17 protein-coding genes are annotated in these 16,957 nt (G+C 65.8%); 4 read left to right on the forward strand and 13 right to left on the reverse strand.

Going from position 1 to position 16,957, the window contains the following annotated elements; translation table 11 throughout:
- The first annotated feature begins 75 nt into the window (after nucleotides 1-75).
- Complete coding sequence (locus A5740_RS18145; protein WP_076196217.1) at nucleotides 76-1,218, forward strand: Rieske 2Fe-2S domain-containing protein; 1,143 nt, start codon at nucleotides 76-78, stop codon at nucleotides 1,216-1,218.
- 2 nt (nucleotides 1,219-1,220) lie between these two features.
- Nucleotides 1,221-1,499 (forward strand): ferredoxin, encoded by a 279-nt coding sequence (locus tag A5740_RS18150; RefSeq protein WP_076196288.1) that lies wholly within the window; start codon nucleotides 1,221-1,223, stop codon nucleotides 1,497-1,499.
- Nucleotides 1,500-1,505: 6 nt separating this feature from the next.
- On the opposite strand, the gene A5740_RS18155 is transcribed toward A5740_RS18150, so the two are convergent.
- The 13 genes from A5740_RS18155 to A5740_RS18215 all read right to left on the reverse strand — a co-directional run bounded on the left by A5740_RS18155 (nucleotide 1,506) and on the right by A5740_RS18215 (nucleotide 13,970).
- Complete coding sequence (locus tag A5740_RS18155; protein ID WP_175616284.1) at nucleotides 1,506-2,093, reverse strand: TetR family transcriptional regulator; 588 nt, start codon at nucleotides 2,091-2,093, stop codon at nucleotides 1,506-1,508.
- Nucleotides 2,094-2,107: 14 nt separating this feature from the next.
- Nucleotides 2,108-2,536: a nuclear transport factor 2 family protein gene (locus A5740_RS18160; RefSeq protein ID WP_076196292.1), complete on the reverse strand. Its 429-nt coding sequence runs from the start codon at nucleotides 2,534-2,536 to the stop codon at nucleotides 2,108-2,110.
- A 35-nt stretch (nucleotides 2,537-2,571) separates the two neighbouring features.
- Entirely contained in the window at nucleotides 2,572-3,354 is a 783-nt protein-coding gene (locus tag A5740_RS18165) for an SDR family NAD(P)-dependent oxidoreductase (RefSeq protein ID WP_076196219.1), read from the reverse strand.
- Between the two features lie 16 nt (nucleotides 3,355-3,370).
- Entirely contained in the window at nucleotides 3,371-4,447 is a 1,077-nt protein-coding gene (locus tag A5740_RS18170; protein ID WP_076196221.1) for a hypothetical protein, read from the reverse strand.
- Nucleotides 4,434-5,471 carry an alpha/beta hydrolase gene (locus A5740_RS18175; RefSeq protein ID WP_076196223.1) on the reverse strand — a complete coding sequence of 346 codons (1,038 nt, stop codon included), beginning with the start codon at nucleotides 5,469-5,471 and terminating at the stop codon, nucleotides 4,434-4,436. Before A5740_RS18175 ends, A5740_RS18170 begins: the two co-directional genes overlap by 14 nt.
- A gap of 1 nt (nucleotide 5,472) precedes the next feature.
- Nucleotides 5,473-6,336: an SDR family NAD(P)-dependent oxidoreductase gene (locus A5740_RS18180; RefSeq protein WP_076196225.1), complete on the reverse strand. Its 864-nt coding sequence runs from the start codon at nucleotides 6,334-6,336 to the stop codon at nucleotides 5,473-5,475.
- Nucleotides 6,333-6,821, reverse strand: coding sequence for a polyketide cyclase (locus A5740_RS18185; protein WP_076196227.1), 489 nt, complete (start codon nucleotides 6,819-6,821; stop codon nucleotides 6,333-6,335). The genes A5740_RS18180 and A5740_RS18185 overlap by 4 nt, the downstream gene beginning before the upstream one ends.
- A 63-nt stretch (nucleotides 6,822-6,884) precedes the next feature.
- The gene (locus A5740_RS18190; RefSeq protein WP_076196230.1) at nucleotides 6,885-7,946 is read right to left on the reverse strand and encodes an acyl-CoA dehydrogenase family protein; all 1,062 of its coding nucleotides are present in this window, start codon (nucleotides 7,944-7,946) and stop codon (nucleotides 6,885-6,887) included.
- On the reverse strand, nucleotides 7,943-9,055 hold the full coding sequence (locus A5740_RS18195; protein WP_254849241.1) for an acyl-CoA dehydrogenase family protein: 1,113 nt from the start codon (nucleotides 9,053-9,055) through the stop codon (nucleotides 7,943-7,945). The genes A5740_RS18190 and A5740_RS18195 overlap by 4 nt, the downstream gene beginning before the upstream one ends.
- Nucleotides 9,052-9,828: a crotonase/enoyl-CoA hydratase family protein gene (locus A5740_RS18200; protein ID WP_076196234.1), complete on the reverse strand. Its 777-nt coding sequence runs from the start codon at nucleotides 9,826-9,828 to the stop codon at nucleotides 9,052-9,054. The genes A5740_RS18195 and A5740_RS18200 overlap by 4 nt, the downstream gene beginning before the upstream one ends.
- On the reverse strand, nucleotides 9,825-11,255 hold the full coding sequence (locus A5740_RS18205) for an aldehyde dehydrogenase family protein (protein ID WP_076196236.1): 1,431 nt from the start codon (nucleotides 11,253-11,255) through the stop codon (nucleotides 9,825-9,827). The genes A5740_RS18200 and A5740_RS18205 overlap by 4 nt, the downstream gene beginning before the upstream one ends.
- Before the next feature lie 11 nt (nucleotides 11,256-11,266).
- On the reverse strand, nucleotides 11,267-12,373 hold the full coding sequence (locus tag A5740_RS18210; RefSeq protein ID WP_076196238.1) for a zinc-binding dehydrogenase: 1,107 nt from the start codon (nucleotides 12,371-12,373) through the stop codon (nucleotides 11,267-11,269).
- Between the two features lie 10 nt (nucleotides 12,374-12,383).
- Nucleotides 12,384-13,970, reverse strand: coding sequence for an acyl-CoA synthetase (locus A5740_RS18215; protein ID WP_076196240.1), 1,587 nt, complete (start codon nucleotides 13,968-13,970; stop codon nucleotides 12,384-12,386).
- A gap of 103 nt (nucleotides 13,971-14,073) precedes the next feature.
- On the opposite strand from A5740_RS18215, the gene A5740_RS18220 reads away from it, so the two are divergent.
- Nucleotides 14,074-15,999: an NAD(P)/FAD-dependent oxidoreductase gene (locus A5740_RS18220; RefSeq protein WP_076196242.1), complete on the forward strand. Its 1,926-nt coding sequence runs from the start codon at nucleotides 14,074-14,076 to the stop codon at nucleotides 15,997-15,999.
- Entirely contained in the window at nucleotides 15,996-16,883 is an 888-nt protein-coding gene (locus tag A5740_RS18225; protein WP_076196244.1) for an SDR family NAD(P)-dependent oxidoreductase, read from the forward strand. The genes A5740_RS18220 and A5740_RS18225 overlap by 4 nt, the downstream gene beginning before the upstream one ends.
- The last annotated feature ends 74 nt before the right edge of the window (nucleotides 16,884-16,957 follow it).

The raw sequence follows: 16,957 nt of genomic DNA on the forward strand, positions 1-16,957 counted from the left end.
ATCGGTGAATCCACTGTCCTGATGAGTGGACAACTGACCTTTCTGCATGCCCGTTACCGCAGTTCAATGTGAGCCATGACGACGCACACAGACGGTGACGAAATTCGGTTGATCGAGGCCGGTTCGGTACCAACCCGGTTTGCCCGCGGTTGGCACTGCCTGGGCCTGATCCGTGACTTCGCCGATGGAGACCCACATCAGATCAATGCCTTCGGGCAGAAGCTGGTGGTGTTCCGGGAAGAGGACGGCGCGATCAACGTGCTCGACGGGTACTGCCGGCACATGGGTGGTGACTTGTCCCAGGGGACCGTGAAGGGCAACGAGATCGCCTGCCCGTTCCACGATTGGCGCTGGGGCGGGGACGGCCGGTGCAAGATGGTGCCCTACAGCAAGCGCACTCCGCGCCTGGCCCGCACCGCGGCGTGGCCGACACTGCAGCAGGACGGCATGCTGTTCGTCTGGAATGACCCGGAGCGCAAGGCGCCACCGGCGGACGTCACCATTCCGCGCATCGAAGGCGCCACCAGCGAGGCCTGGACCGATTGGCATTGGTACACCACGGTGGTCAACACCAACTGCCGCGAAATCATCGACAACGTCGTCGACATGGCGCACTTCTTCTACATCCACGGTTCGTTGCCCACGCATTTCAAGAACATCTTCGAAGGCCACGTCGCAACCCAGTACATGAAGAGCGCCGGCCGGCCGGACATCGGCGATCCCGAAGGATCAAAGCTGATCGGTACGTCGTCGCTGGCTTCCTACCACGGGCCCTCGTTCATGATCGATGATCTGACCTACCACTACCAGGAGTTCGACCAGCGTACCGTGCTGATCAACTGCCACTATCCCATCGATGCGAATTCCTTTGTCCTGCAGTACGGGATCGTGGTGGAGAAGAACGCCGCGATGCCGGAGGAACTGGCCATGCAGACGGCGATCGCGCTCGGTGACTTCGTCAAGATGGGATTCGAACAGGACGTCGAGATCTGGCGCAACAAGACCCGGATCGACAATCCGCTCCTGGTCGAGGAGGACGGCCCGGTGTATCAGTTGCGGCGCTGGTACGAGCAGTTTTACGTAGATGCGGCCGACGTGACACCGGACATGGTGGACCGCTTCGAGTTCGAGTTGGACACGACGCGGCCGTATGAGGCGTGGATGAAGGAAGTGGAAGCCAACCTGGCCGCACGTGCCTCCGCCGGACCGGTGGGATGACGATGGCGATTCGCCCCGACAATCGGCTCGCCGACGCACCGATGGTGCCGGTCGAGTGCCGGCGCTGCGGGGCGGGCGTGCAGGTGCGGAAGAGCAGCTGGAATCAGACCAGCGTGCAGTGGACTGGCACCGCTCTGAATCGTTGTGAGGAGCGGTGCACCGCAGCGCAATTGATCGGTCCGGGCACTCGAGGCCTGTTCCTGGCTTGCTGGGCCCTCAGCGGCTCCATCGCCGACGCGGTACGTTCCGGGGCGCTTCCGGTAGTCGACGAGGCACGCTGAAAGTCCTCACCCCTTCAGTAGGCGAACCGTGCGGTCCAGCCGGTGTGACAGTTCGTCGAAAGCGATGCGCTGCTGAGTAAACGCCGCGATGTTGGTCATCCAGACGTCGGAGAGCACTTCGGCGGCGCCGATTTCTCGCGGCGTCGAGGTGGCACCTCCGACGGACTCGACGAAGATCCGCACCGTCTGCCCGCGGACAAGGTCGGCTTGGGTCGCGGCGGTGCCGTCGGCGTAGAGGTACGGGCGGATCAGGGCCTCGGCGAATGGCGGTGATGAGCACAGCCTCTCGGTGAGGGTCAGGGCAACCTGCAGCAGGCGCTGAAACGGATCCGAATCGCTGGTGCCGCCGTGAAACTCGGTTTCGAAGTCCCACAGCCATTCGTAGAAACACGCCAGCAGCAGATCGTCCTTGGACGGAAAGTATTGGTACACCGTGCTGGCCGCCACGCCCGCCGCGGAGGCGACCGAACGGATCTGGCAGGCGTCGTAGCCCTGAGTGGCCAGTCGCATCGCCGCCTGGATGATCCGGTCGCGTCGGGCCAGCCGACGGGAGCTGAGGGGCGTCGTCGCGACGGTCAACGCGGGGATACTCACGGTTGAGAACATGCCTAACTACCGAAGATTTCCAGCGGCCCCACGTACGCGCGGTTGGCTTTGATCCGTTCGGTGATCCGCCACTTGCCGTCGTCGTTCCGACGCCAGGTGTCGTGGTAGTCACCCAGCGTGTAGAAGCGCATCGACGGGTCGCCGGCCGAATTCAGGTGCACGTCACGGATGTAGGCCCGGCTGGTCGCGGTATCGCCGGTCACGTCGATCACGATGTTGCCCAGCAGATGCTGAGTTGGGCCACAACTGTCGAGGTACCCGCGGATCATGTCGATGATCGCCGCGGTTCCCCGCAGCCGTCCGGTCCCGAAATCACCCTCGGCCTCGTCGGACAGGATCTCGGCCATGGTGGCCCAGTCCCGATCGTCCATGGCACGGGCGAACAGGTTCAGCGCCCGCTCGATGTCCCGCTCGTCGCACAACATCTTCAGCCGATCTGAATCCACGCCCGCACCTCGTTCGTCACTCAAGCGTGCGCACCGCCGTCGACACGGATCTCGGTGCCGGTGATGAATGAGCCGTCGTCGGAGGCGACCATCGCGATGACCGATGCGACCGCGCTCGGATCGCCGAGGATTTCGCTCTCGGCGCCGTGCAGCAACGGGGTCTGCTTCATCCAGAGTCCGAGGTCATATCCTTCGGGCATCTTGTCCAGGGTGCTGTTGGCCAATGCTGTCGACACCCCACCGGGTTGGATGTTGACTGCCCGCAGGCCCTGCTTCGAATACTCCAGCGCCAGAGAGTGTGTGAAGCTGAGGATGCCACCCTTGCTCGCCGCGTACGCCGCCATGTAGGGGTGGGCGAACGTCGCGGCGGTGGAGGTGAAGTTCACCACGACACCTCGCCCAGAGCTCAGCAATGCCGGGAGTGCTTGACGGGTCATCAGGAAGGTGCCGGTCAGGTTGACCGCCAGGGTGCGATTCCACTCTTCGAGGGTGGTCTGGTGGGTGTGCGAACACGTCTGCATGGCAGCCACATTGACCAGCACCTCCAGCCCACCCAACTCGGTGACGGCCGCATCCACTGCGGCGATCACGTCGTCTTCGCGGGAGATGTCGAGGACGGCCGTCGTGAGTCTCTTGCCGCTGCCCGCAGTTTCGGCGGCGGCCGCTGTCGCCGCCAGGCCGTCGGCGGAGATGTCGTAGGCCACCACCGTGGCGCCTTCATCGAGCAGGCGGGTCACCGTGGCGGCGCCGATACCCGATCCGGCTCCGGTGATGATGACACGACGATCCGAGAACCGATCCATCAGGTATTTCCTTCGTTCAGGCGAGTTGGAACGCGGAGATCGGAGCCTCGTCCGGGTAGCTGCTGGGGCCGCCGAGGTCGTAGGCGGCGTTGAGGGCACCGATGAACTCCGGATCGTGCAGCGGCTCGCCGGGTACGTCCAGCTTGATGCCCTTGCCTGTGAGATCGTCCACCATCATCCCGATCGCTTGCTCGATCGTGATGTCGTCAGATCCGTCCATGTTCTTCTTGAGTTCGTCGTAGTCGGAGAACACCTCGGCCGACCAGTGCACCAGGAACCGCAACTCGTCGGTGTGGTGTCGAGCGATGACGTCGTCCCCATTCTTCAGCAGCCACTGGTCGCGGTCGGAGGGGTCGCCGGTGAACACGGTGTCGAACGCCAAACCGGCCGGAACTTGTTGATCCAGGGGACCGTTCGCCTCACCGCGGTGCATCATCATCTCGTTCTGCACGACGACGCCGCGGTTGTTGATGGGGGGCAGTACCCGCGCGGGCGGCTTGAGCGGACCATCGGGCCAGTAGGTGAAGCCGGAGCCCGCGTCCAGGGAGAACCAGGTGATCACCTGAGCCATCTTGATCAGGTAGTCGGTGAACAACCCCGACTTGCCCATCACGCTGCACAACCAGGTGGGGGCGTTCTCGTGGCGGACGCCGCGGAAGCTGGGGGAGTCCAGGTGCCCGGGGTCGCGGTTGGCGCACGGGCCGTTGATGTTGAACAGCATCATCTCCGGCTTGGCGTACTCGGCGTTCCAGTAGCTCTTGGCCTGCTCCAGGAATCCGGCGTTGTAGAAGCAGTCGTGGAGCTCGGGATACAGCACGGTGCCATAGTTGGCCAGGTAGCCGCGGAAGGTCGGGGTGAGGAACAGGTCCAGCGAGGGCGTAAAGCCTTCGGGGAACGCGCCACTCAAGGTGGCCATCAACTCGTCGGCCGACGCGAAGTGCTGGGCGATGATGAGCTTCCAGGGGCCCTGGGTATGGGCGACGTCGAGGAGCCGCTGCTTCTGGTCGTCGGTGTAGACGTCGGTGATCTCGCGCGGCGGGGCAGCGGGACGCAGGACGTCGGACAGTTCGAGACGCTGCTCATCGGTCAGCATGGTGATCTCCTTCGGTGGTGTCATTCTCGATTGTGGGGACCGCTCGCTGCGACGAGGCGGACGCCGTCCGGTGATCGGGAGACTCGTTGTGCCCCAGTGGATACGCGAACTTCGCCCGCAACAGGGCACCGATCTCGGCGATCGCCAGGCGTCCGCGTGCGGTGGTATCCGAACGCATCAGAAAGCCGTGGTACATCCCGGGATAGCGGGTGAGCGTGGTCTGGACACCGGCGTCACGCAACCGGCCGGCATAGCGTTCACCCCAGTCCCGGATCGGGTCGCACTCCCCGGTGACGACGATGGCCGCCGGCAGGCCGCTGAGGTCGGTGGCGTAGGCCGGGACCTGGTACGGGTCCCGAGGGGCGCCACCGCGGTCGACCAACTCGTGCATGTAGACGATGTCTTCATGGCGCAGCAGCGGGGCGTCGGGCATGGAGGTGATGGAGTCTGCCCCCATGTCGCGATCGAGGCCGGGATACAGCAGCACCTGCGCGCAGATACGTGGGCCGGCGTGATCGCGGGCCGCCAAAGCCACTGCAGCAGCCAGTGATCCGCCCGCACTGTCCCCGACGACCGCCAGCCGGCGTGAGTCGAGGTGCAACTGGTCGGCATGGGCGGCGAGCCATTCGGTGGCCGCATAGGCGTCGTCGAATTGCGCCGGTGGCGGTGATTCCGGTGCGAGCCGGTAGTCGATCGCCGCCACCGCAGCGCCGCTGGAATACGCGAGTTCGCGGGCCAGCGGTTCGAACGAACGATTGGACCCCATCACCAGCCCGCCGCCGTGCAGATACACCAATACCGGCAAGCCGGTCTCGGCGGTGGGGCGATACAACCGGACCGGAATCGGGCCGGCCGGCCCGGAGGCGTCGAGGTCTTCGACGGCGGCCATGGCGGGCATGTCCGGAAGGGGCGCGGATTCGAGGCCACCGCGTACAACGGTCAGGCCGCGGGCGCGCATGGGGGCGATGTCGCCGAACGAGGCAACTCGGGCGGCGGCATCGGGATCCAGTGGTGGATAGCTCATGTCAGTTCTGTGCCGGGTCGAAACGGCGCTCGCTCCGCAACCGGGGAGCCTCTTGTTTGGTCAATACGCGGGCCCGTTCGGCCATCGCCGACCCGACGTAGTCGGGCTGGGTCAGCAGATAGAACCGGCCGTCAGCGGCCTGCTCGAACACCACCTCGGCCGCGGCCAGTGGATCCATCGCCTCGGCCTTGATGTCGAGCATCGCGGCGCGTTGTCCTTCGGCCGCACCGGCGTCCCCGGAGTCGACTCCTCCGGCCGATTCGAAGATGTTGGACACCACCGCACCCGGCAGTACCGCCTGCACGTGTACGTGGTGGTCATGACCGGCGGACTGCACTTCCAGATGAAGGCATTCGGTCAGGGCGAGCACGGCATGCTTGCTCATGATGTAGGGCGCCTGCAGTGGGACCACTGCGACCCCGCCGATCGAGGACAGATTCCATACCCAGGCCGGGGCATCGGTGGCCAACATCTTGGGCAGAAACGCCTTGACGCCGTGGAACACTCCGCTGATGTTGATGTCGACGACGCGTTGCCAATTGGCGACCGGGGTGTCCCACAGGTAGCCGAACTGCTCGATCCCGGCGTTGTTCACCAACAGCCGGACCGGGCCGAGGTCGCGATAGACGTCGTCGGCCAGGGCTTGCACCGCGTCGGCGTCTCGCACATCGCACACCACGTCGGTCGCCGACCCGCCTGCGGCGCGGATCTCGTCACGCAGGTCGGCGAGGGCGTCGGCGTTGATGTCGACGAGCACCACCGTCATACCCAGCCGGGCGGCATGCCGGGCGAGGCCGGCGCCGATCCCGGCACCGGCACCCGTGATGACGGCGATCCCGCCGCCGAAAGTCTTTTCGGCGTTCACGCGGACGCGGTGCCGGCCGCGGCTTTGGCGGTGTGCTCGGCGAGCGGGATCGAGTCCTCGGCGTCGAGGATGACGTTCAGCGAGGTGAAGACGAGACCGTCGGCTGCGCGCCGGATTCCGGCGTCGACGACACCGCTGGACACCGCGAACGGAACGTTGTTGGTGATCTGGTTGACGAACAGGTAGAAGCGGACGTTGGTGACCTCACCGTCGACACCGGTACGGAACACGTTGGTGGCGTGGTGACGGCACGGGTACGGATTCTCGTTGCGGTGGTCGATGAGCCAGGCCAATGTCTCTGCCTTACCGTGCAGTTCGGCGGCCAGTAGGTGCTCGAACGGGCAGGCCCCGGAATCCGAGCGGCTCAGGTACTCCATCTCGTCGGCGAGGCGGGTGCCCACTTCCTCGAAGTGACCCTGGTCGTAGTGGAACCAGAAGCCGGAGATGAACTCCTGGACATCAGACAGGGAGATCTCGTTGCTCATGCCGGCAGTCAACCTGGCATGTGGCGCCGGTGACAGCACTGGTGACCGGTCAGCGGAACACCGCTATCCGCCGGCGATCAATGCCCAGAGCTGCTGTCCGCCGGCCGCTGTGGCTGCCGCGGCCACCTGCTCGTCCCAGAAGCGCACCGAGCCGAACTCCGAGCGCCAGGCCAGCGCGGCACGGGTGTAGGTGTGCAGTCGATGCTCATGGGTGGTACCGATCGCGCCGTGCACCTGGTGTGCGTTGCGGGTGACGACCGAGGCGGCATTGCCGGCACAGGAGCGCGCTGTCGCGATCTGGAAGTCCAGTTGTGCTGACTGCCAGTCCGTTGCGATGGCCGTGTGCAGCGCGGCCTCGGTCGCGGCACGGGCCAGCGCCGACTCGGCCGCGGCATCCGAGATCAGATTCTGTATCGCCTGGAACTTGGCCAGGGGACGGCCGAACTGGATGCGTGAGGCCACGTGGTCGATGGACAGTGCGACGGCACGGTCGAGCGCCGCACACACCTGGATCGCCCGGATCAGCGCGGACTTTCGCCGGAGCTGGCTCACCAGTTCCTCGGATACGGGGTGGCCGCTGAGTGCTGCGGTGTCGATGCTGACGGGGTCGCGAGGCTCGCCGATCAGGTTCGTGCCGGCGCTGATCGACAGGGCCGCGGTGTCGATCTCGTCGAGCCGGTAGCCGTCATCGGTCGGCCAGAGCACCACGACGCGGTCGACGTCACCGGCCCACGGCACCGGCGTACCGGCCGCGTCGCCGTGTGGTGCGACGTACACCGTGCGCACGGCGTCGTCGACCGGCCGGTCCAGCGCCTCCAACAACCAGCAGGCCAACAGGTCATGCTCGGCCAGGGGAGCGCGAACACCATGCCGCACTGCGGCCCTCAGCAACTCGGCAGCCTCAAGCCAACCCGCCCCGCTGCCGCCGGATGCCTCGGCGCCGGTCAGTCGGACCAGGCCGAGAGTGTCGAGCCGCTGCCACAGTGCGCGGTCGTACTCGACGCGTTCTCCGGGAGCCTTGACGGGGGTGGTCTGACGGTAATCGGAGAAGACGCCGTCCATCATCGCCGCCAGATCGGGATCCACCGCCGCGGATGGGCTCGGAGCGAGTCCGGTGGTGTTCATCGCAATCCCAATCCCCGCGCGATGACACCGCGCAGTACTTCGTTGGTTCCGCCGCGCAAGGTGAAACCGGGCCGCTGGTCCACCGCGGTGGCCACCAGCTGCGTCCACTCGGCGTCCGTTGGATTGTCGTCGCCGGTCTGCCGGTCGGCGAAGTCGGCGATGTCACCTTCGACCGTGGTCCCGAGAACCTTGACGACGGCGGCCGAGACGTCGGGATTCTCACCGCGTTCCAGGGCCTCGGCCACGGAGGTCGACATGTGATGCAGACCGGCGACGCGCGCGATCAGGCGTCCCAACTCGGCATCCGGTTTGTCCTGCGGGGCAGGGTGTTCGACAGCGTGAGCCAGGAGCGGGAAAGTGGACAGGAATCGCTCCGGGCCGCTGCGTTCGAAGCTCAGCTCGGAGGTCACCTGGGTCCAGCCTCGGCCGATTTCGCCGAAGACCATGGCGTCAGCGATGAACACCTCGTCGAGTACGACCTCGTTGAAGTGGTGCCCGCCGTTCATGGAGACGATCGGGCGGACTTGCACGCCGGGCGCGCGCAGGTCGACGATGAACTGGCTCAACCCGGCGTGCCGGCGTGCCGGATCCACCGGTTCGGTGCGGGCCAGCACGATGAACGCGTGCGCGCGATGTGCTCCCGACGTCCAGACCTTGGTGCCGGTGATCGACCAGCCGCCCTCGACAGGTACCGCACGGGTGCGGACACTGGCCAGATCCGAGCCGGAATCCGGTTCGCTCATGCCGATTCCGAAGAAACACTCACCGCGCACGATGCGGGGGAGGAACGTCGACTTCTGCTCTTCTGTCCCGTATTTCAGCAGCGACGGCACGATCTGGCGGTCGGCGATCCAATGCGCCGCCACCGGAGCGCCCGCGGCCAGCAGTTCCTCGGTGACGACGAACCGCTCCTGAAACGAGCGGCCGTGGCCGCCGTACTGCACGGGAACCGTCATCCCCAGCCAACCCCGCCGCGCCAGGGCCGCGGTGAAGTTCTCGTCCCAGCCGCACAGCCAGGCGTCGACCGACGGGGTGAACTCCCCGGCGGCCAAGTGCTCGGCCAGGAAGTCGCGGACCTCGGCGCGGAGCTGATCCGAGTGTGCGGTCACGATGTCCGCCACTTCGCGATGCGCTGCTGGTGTTCGGCATCGTGATGGGCCAGCGGTTGCATCGCCGCCGCCATGGACAGGGTGGATTCCAGGGAGCCGGTGGCGGATTCCTGCAGCAGCCGCTTGGCCATCCGCAGCGCGCGTGGCGGATTGACGACGATCCGGTCTGCCAGCGCGTGAGCTTCCGTCAAGAGGTCGTCGTGGGGCACCACCCGGCTGACCAGTCCCCACTCCAATGCGGTTGCGGCGTCGATGCGTTCGCCGGTGAACGTCAGCTCGGCGGCGCGGGCGTAGCCGATGGCCCGCGGCAGGAACCACGTGCCACCATCGCCGGGGATGAGCCCGAGTTGGACGAAGCTCTCGGCGAAGGACGCCCTCTCGGAGGCGAACCGGATGTCGCACATCATCGCCAGATCACACCCGGCGCCGATCGCCGCACCGTTGACCGCGGCAATGAGCGGCACCTCGAGGCGGCCCAGCGCCCGCGGGATCCGCTGGATGCCATCGATATAGGCCCGACGCTGGTCGATGGCGTCCAGGCCGAACATGCCCTGGCGGTCGGCCATCTCCTTGACGTTGCCGCCGGCCGAGAAGATCTTGCCGGCTCCGGTGAGGATCACCGCGCCGACCGTGTTGTCTGCGTTCACCGCGTCCACATTGGCTTCGAAAGCAGCGATGACGTCCTTGCCGGTGATGGCGTTGCCGACCTCGGACCGGTTGATGGTCCAGACTTGGACGGGCCCGTCGGTGTGGACGTCCAGCGGTGAGCTCACGCCTGCTCCTTGAGCTGAAGGGATTTGGTCTGCAGGTATTCCTCGAAGCCGAACCGGCCGAGTTCTCGGCCGATCCCGGACTTCTTGTACCCGCCGAACGGGGCAGCGGGGTTGTACGCGCCACCGTTGATGTCGAGTTGTCCGGTCTGAACCTGCCTGGCGAACGCGATGGCCTCGTCGTCGGTGGCACCCCACACCGCGCCGGACAGCCCATAGGGGGTGCCGTTGGCGATGCGCAGGGCATCATCGGAGTCGGCGTAGGGGATCACCGCGAGCACCGGACCGAACACCTCTTCCTGCCCCAGTTCGGATTCGGGATCCACATCGGCGAAAACCGTTGGCGCCACGAAATACCCGATGTCACGAATCTGCTCGGCGCCACCGGTCAGCAGCCGTGCGCCATCGCGCTGGGCTCGTTCGATGAAGCCGCGAACGGTGTCGAACTGCGACCGTGACGCCGACGGTCCGATCCGGGTGGCCGGGTCGCGCGGATCGCCGACCGTGTACCGGGCCACGGCAGATTCGATCAGATCCAGCGCCTCGCCGTAGCGGCTCTGCGGCACCAGCATCCTGGTCCAGGCCATGCAGGTCTGCCCGCCGTTGAGGAAGGCGTTGCCCACCCCGACCTTGACCGCGGTGGCCAGATCGGCGCCGTCGAGGATCACGTTGGCCGATTTGCCACCGAGTTCGAGGGCCACTTTCTTGATCGACTGGCCGGCCAGCTCGCCGACCCGGGCACCCACGCCGGTGGACCCGGTGAAGGAGACGAAGTCGACGTCGGGATGTGCGGCGAGACGTTCTCCGATCACCCGACCGGGACCCGACACCAGGTTGACCGCCCCGGGGGGCAGGCCTGCATCCGCGCATGCTTCGACGAACGCGAACACCGAAAGTGGCGCTTCGTTACTGGGTTTGAGCACGACGGGGCAGCCCGCGGCGATCGCGGGGAGTACCTTGGCCACCACCTGATAGAGCGGGTAATTCCACGGTGTGATCGCGCCGACGACACCGTAGGGCTCCCGCAGGACCAACGAATTACCGATGTGCTCTTCGAATTCGAAGGTTTCCAGGACGTCGGCGAAGCCCTTGGCGACGGCCAACGGCACCTGCGTCTGCACCGTCTGCGCGATGCGAACCGGGGCACCCATCTCGGCGGTGATCAGCTCGGCGATGTCCGGTAGGCGCTTCTCCATCGCGGCGATGACCCGCTGCACCCGATCTTGGCGTTCAGCGACGCCGATGAGGGGATCGAACGCCCGCCGAGCCGCGGAGACTGCGGCGTCGACGTCGGTGGAGTCACCGTTGGGCACGTGGCCGATCACGGCCTCGGTCGCCGGGTCGATCACGTCGATCACGCCGCTCCCGGAGGGAGCGGTCCAGTGGCCGTCGATGAACAGTGAGTTGTGTTCGTAGCTGGGCACGGTCATCCTTACGGGGTTCAGGGAATCAAGCTGGCGCGGATGTCGCGCTTGCCGTCGGCTGCGGCGAATGCCTCGTTGATGTCGTCGAGTGGGTACGACGCCGCAGCGAGCCGCTCGAACGGCAGTCGGTGTTGATGACGATCGAGAAAGGTCAACGCGCGAGACAGGACGGCCGGGTCATAGAGCGAGACGCCGACCATGGTCTTGTTGGTGAAGACGAACCGCGACGGGTCGAACGCGAATGTCTTGCCGATGTTGATGTTGCCGATCTCGACGTAGCGGCCGAACTGCGCGAGCATCTGCAGGCCCTCGTCGATGGCCGACGGGTGCCCGACCACCTCGACCACCACGTCGGCGCCCTGACCGTCGGTCAACGCCCGCACCGCCTTGGCCCGATCCTTGGGGGTGGCCACCTCGTTCAGATCGATGACGGCATCGGCACCGAACGCGGTGGCCAGCTCGAGTCGTTCGGGTACGCCATCGATCGCGATGACGTTGGCCGCGCCGCGCGCTTTCGCGACCGCCACGGCGTACAGGCCCAGCGCGCCGGCTCCCTGGACCACGACGTGCTCGCCGAGCTGCAGGTCGACGCGTTCCAGGCCGTACATGACCTGGGACAGTGCGCAATTGGCGCCGGCGGCAATCTCGTCGCTCAGGGTGTCGGGAACGGTGTAGACGACGGCACCGGCAGGCAGTAGGTAGTAGTCGCCATAGCCGCCGACGAAATAAGGCGGCTCGTCGGCACGATCCAACATCGCCATTCTCAGATTCAGGCAGGCGTTGCGGCGCCCGGCCAGGCAGTTGCGGCATTTGTGACAGCAGTAGAAGTACGGGAACACGACGCGCGTGCCCTCGGTCAACGTCTTGCCGTTGGAGTCGGTGCTCACGCCGTCACCCAGCACCTCGATCGCACCGACCATCTCGTGGCCCAGCACGGTGGGGAGCTGCCCGCCCAAACCGCGGGTGGCGAAGGTGCCGTGCCAGGCGTGGACGTCCGATCCGCAGATGTTCGCCCGCAGCACCCGGATCAGTATTTCTCCGGGACCGACCTCGGGCAGGGGGACCGTTTCGATGTGAAACGGCTTACCGGGCTCGTCGAAGCGCGCGATGCGTCCTGTATGCACGGGGGTCCCTTCAGTTGCTTGTGGATTCGAGGCTGAACCGCTGTCGCAGATCGCGTTTGAGCAGTTTGCCGCTGGGGTTCTTGGGCAGCGCGTCGACGAAGAAGATCTGTTTGGGGGTTTTGAACCCGGCGAGATGCTCACGGCAGTGCTGAAGCACATCGTCTTCGGTCAGGTTCGTGCCGGCTCGGGCGACGACCGCGGCGACGACCGCCTCCACCCACACCGGATGCGCCAGGCCGAAGACCGCGACTTCCTCGATACCGCTGTGCCGGTAGAGAACCTCTTCGACCTCACGACTGGCGACGTTTTCACCGCCGGTCTTGATCATGTCTTTCTTGCGGTCGACCACGTGGAGGAGACCGTGCTCGTCGTAGAAGCCCAGGTCGCCGGAATGAAACCAACCGCCGGCGAAGGCCTGGGCGGTCTTGTCCTCGTCATCGAGGTAACCCAGCATCAAATGTGCGCTGCGGTGGGCGATTTCGCCGACCGTTCCGGACGCCACCGGAGTGTCGTTGTCATCGAGGATCACGGTTTCGACGTTGACGACGGGCCGTCCTGCCGACCCGGCGTGTGCGTCCTGCTCGTCCGGTCCCAAAGCCGAGGCCAACGGTGCCATCTCCGTCTGGCCGTAGAAATTCCACAGCCGCAGATTCGGCAGCCGTCGGCGCATCTCGTGCAGGATCTCGGTGGGCATCGCCGAGGCGCCGTAGTAGCCCTTGCGGAGACTGGACAGATCCACCTCGTCGAACACCGGGCTGCGCAGCAGACTGATCCACACTGTCGGCGGTGCAAAATAATTCGTGACGCCGTAACGTTCGATCGTGCGCAATACCAGCTCCGGATCCGGCCGGGGCACGATGATGCTGGTGGCGCCCAGATAGATGTCGGTGGCCAGGAAGTTGTCCAGCTGCGCACAGTGATACAGCGGCAGAGAGTGGATTTCGACATCGTCGCCGGACATGGAACCGGCCACGATCGTGCTGATGTACTGCCACATCAAACTGCGGCTGCTGTGCATCACGCCTTTGGGCCGCGATTCGGTTCCGCTCGTGTACATCACCCGCAGCAGTTGATCGTCGTCGAGGTGAACGTCGGGCACCGCGGCCGTGGTGATGAGCAGTTCGGCGAAATCGAGCCAGCCGCCAGGGCTGGACTGCCCCGGGGATGTCAGCGCGATCTTCTGGCGCACCGCCGAGCCAGGTGCCATCGCTTGCTCGGCGACTCCGATCAACTCCGTCTCGACGATGAAACCGGCCGCTCCGCTGTGGCCGAGGATGTACGAAATCTCTTCTGCGGTCAGCATGAAGTTGATCGGGACCAGCACCACACCGGCGCGTGCCGTGGCGAACGCCAGCACCGCGTACTGCCAGCAGTTACGCGCCAACAGTGCCACCCGGTCGCCGGGTGACAAACCGTTGTCGTGCAGCGCGGCCGCCGCCCGGTCCACCAGGTGATCGAATTCGGCGAAACTGAGGACGACGTCGCCATCGATGATCGCCGTCTTGTCCGGCTGCTTGCGCGCCGAGCGGCGGGGGATGTCGGCGAGGCTGTGGCTGCGAGCCTGGGCGATGACGGCGGCGAGGTCGTCCGAGTGCATGAGCCGCAGGGTAGGCATGGGCGGGTCCGGTGCGGTGGTTCGTCTCCCGCTCAGTAGACAGGGTGGGGGCGGTCAGGGGTGGAGTCCTTCGATACTCGATCCCATGACGGCTACCACTGAATCTTCGTCGCTTGCGGATCGCGATTTAGACCCCGACGTTCTGCGCGGCCATCTGCTGCAGGCCGATCCCGGTGTCCTGGTTGCGGTGCTGGCGCAGATGACCGGCGATGCGTCGGTCATCGATCGGTACGCCGCCAAGATCGATTACGTTCCGGACCCGCCGGAGCGCGCCGGAACCACGGATACGGCCACCGCGGAGACGCTGGCCGAGGAGATCATCGCCGCACTCGGTCGCTCACGGCCGGCTGACGCGGCACCGGTCGATGACCGCGATTTCTTCAGCAGCCTGCTGCCGATCGCGCTGGGCAGTGCCGTCGACGACGAACACGTGGATCTACTGCTGGAACAAGGCGGTTTCCGGCCGTCACAGCCGACGCTGCCACGCACCACGCCGATTCCCTCGTCCACCACGGTGGCGATCATCGGCGCGGGCATCGCCGGGATCGCGGTGGCGCTGGCGGCGGCCGAGGAGGGTGTGCAGTTCGAGATCTTCGATCGCAACGACGAGGTGGGTGGCACCTGGCTGACCACCACCTATCCCGGCATCGGGGTGGACACCCCGTCGGCGTACTACTCGCTGTCGCGTGAGGTGAACCCGGATTGGTCGAACTACTACCCGCAGGGCGCGGAGTACCAGGCCTATCTGGTCTCACTGGCCGACAAACACGATCTGCGTCGTCATATCCGGTTCGGTACCGAAGTCGAGGCCCTGCGGTGGGATGAGGAACGGGGACAGTGGGAGATCCACTCCCGCTCCAGTGATGGCACCCAGAGCATCGACCATGCCACTGTCGTCGTCACCGCCGCCGGCTACCTGAACCGTCCGCGTTTCCCGGAGATCAAGGGACGAGACAGCTTCGCCGGCACCAGTATTCACTCGGCCCGGTGGGACTCGTCGTTGGACCTGGCGGACAAGAAGGTGGCGATCATCGGCGCCGGCTGCACGGCAGTGCAGATTGTCGACGCCTGCGTCGACGAGGTCGAGCACCTGACGGTGTTCCAACGCCAACCGCACTGGGTGGCCCCGCGCAAGCGGCTTTCCGATGAGGTTCCGGAGCACCGTCGCCATCTGGGACGGGTGTTGCCCTTCTATGCGATGTGGCACCGGCTCAAGTCGTACTGGGGCACGGCGGACAACAATTACCCCATCATCCTGCGCGATCCTGAGTGGTCCGAGACGCATCTGTCGATCTCGCCGACCAACGATGTGCTGCTGCAGATGTGTCTCGACTACATCGACCGGACATTCGGGGCCGGAACCGAGTTGGCGAAAAAGGTGACGCCGGACTTCGCGCCGTACGGCAAGCGGATCATCCGTGATCCCGGTGGCTACTACGCCGCGCTGACCCGCGACCACGTCGACGTCGAAGCCAGTGAACCCGCGGAGATCAACGAGCGCGGCATCGTCACGGTCGACGGCCGTCAGATCGACCTCGATGTGATCATCTACGCCACCGGATATCACCTGGACTTCCTGTCCACCGTCGATATCCGAGGGCGTGACGGCAAGACCCTCGCCGAGGAATGGGGCGAGAGCCCGCGGGCCTACCGCGGCGGCACCGTCCCAGGTTTCCCGAACCTGTTCATCACCTCGGCCCCGAATTACAGTCCCGGACATGGCGCCGGCGCCAACTTCTCGATGGAAGTGCTGGCGCACTACATCTTCGAGTGCCTGCAGTTGATGGCCCTGCGTGGGGCGTCGACGATGGAGGTCACCCAGCGCGCCTATGACGAGTACGTTGCCGGGATAGACGAGGCGATGCAGGGCACGGTCTGGTGCCATACGCCCAATGCCCACACCTACTACCGCTCGGGGTCCGGCCGCGTGGTGGTGGCCACGCCGTACCGGTTGGTGGATCTGTGGCAGCAACATCGAGCCCCGATCGAAGAGGACTTCGTCCTGCGATGAGCCAGATTCTCGTCGGCAAAACGGCATTGGTGACCGGAAGTAGCCGCGGAATCGGCCGGGCGATCGCGCAGCGGCTGGCGTCCGAAGGTGCAACGGTGGCGGTGACCGCCCGCGCATTTGCCCCGACCCCGTCCACCCGGGCCGGCGTCACCGAGGCGATCCCGGGCACGATCGAGGAGACCATCGCGCTCATCGAGCAGGCCGGTGGTTCGGCCTTCGGGTTGGCTGCCGATCTGGAAGACAACGCCGCCCGCGACGGGCTGATCGAGGCCGTGGTCGAGCGCACCGGCCGGGTCGACATCCTGGTCAACAACGCGGGCTATGCGGACTACTCGGTCGTCGAGAACATGCCGGCGGAAACTTTCGACCGCACGGTGGAGCATTATCTGAAGACCCCGTTTGCCTTGACGAAAGCCGCTGTGCCGCACATGCGCTCCCACGGTGGCGGCTGGATCGTCAACATCGGCTCGGTCACCGGAGTGGCGCCCGTGCGGCCCTACCGGGACTACAACAAGACCGCCGGTGACGTGATCTATGCATCGTGCAAGGCTGCGCTGCATCGGTTCACCCAGGGCGTGGCCGCCGAGCTGCTCGACGCGAACATCGCGGTCAACTGCGTCGGCCCCTCCACCGCGGTCCGCACGCCGGGCGCGGCCTCGTTGATCCCGGATACGTTTCCGACCGAACCTGTTGAGTACCTGGCCGAAACCGTGCTGGCGATGTGCCACCTTCCCGCCGCGGAGCGGACCGGCCTGGTGGCGTTCAGCTTGCACTATCCGTGGTCACAGCGGTTGGCAGTGCATTCGCTCGACGGTGCGACGGTCCTGCCGGCGTTGGAGCCACCGACGTCGGCGAATCCCAATATCGTCCCGGCCGGGGTCTAGATTGGTTGGCCGGTGTTCTCGCGGCGTGAAGGGCGCCCCGGCCTCATCAATCACGGCTTTTGGCCGGGTATGCG

The organism is Mycobacterium sp. GA-1841 (assembly GCF_001954135.1).
GTDB lineage: Bacteria > Actinomycetota > Actinomycetes > Mycobacteriales > Mycobacteriaceae > Mycobacterium.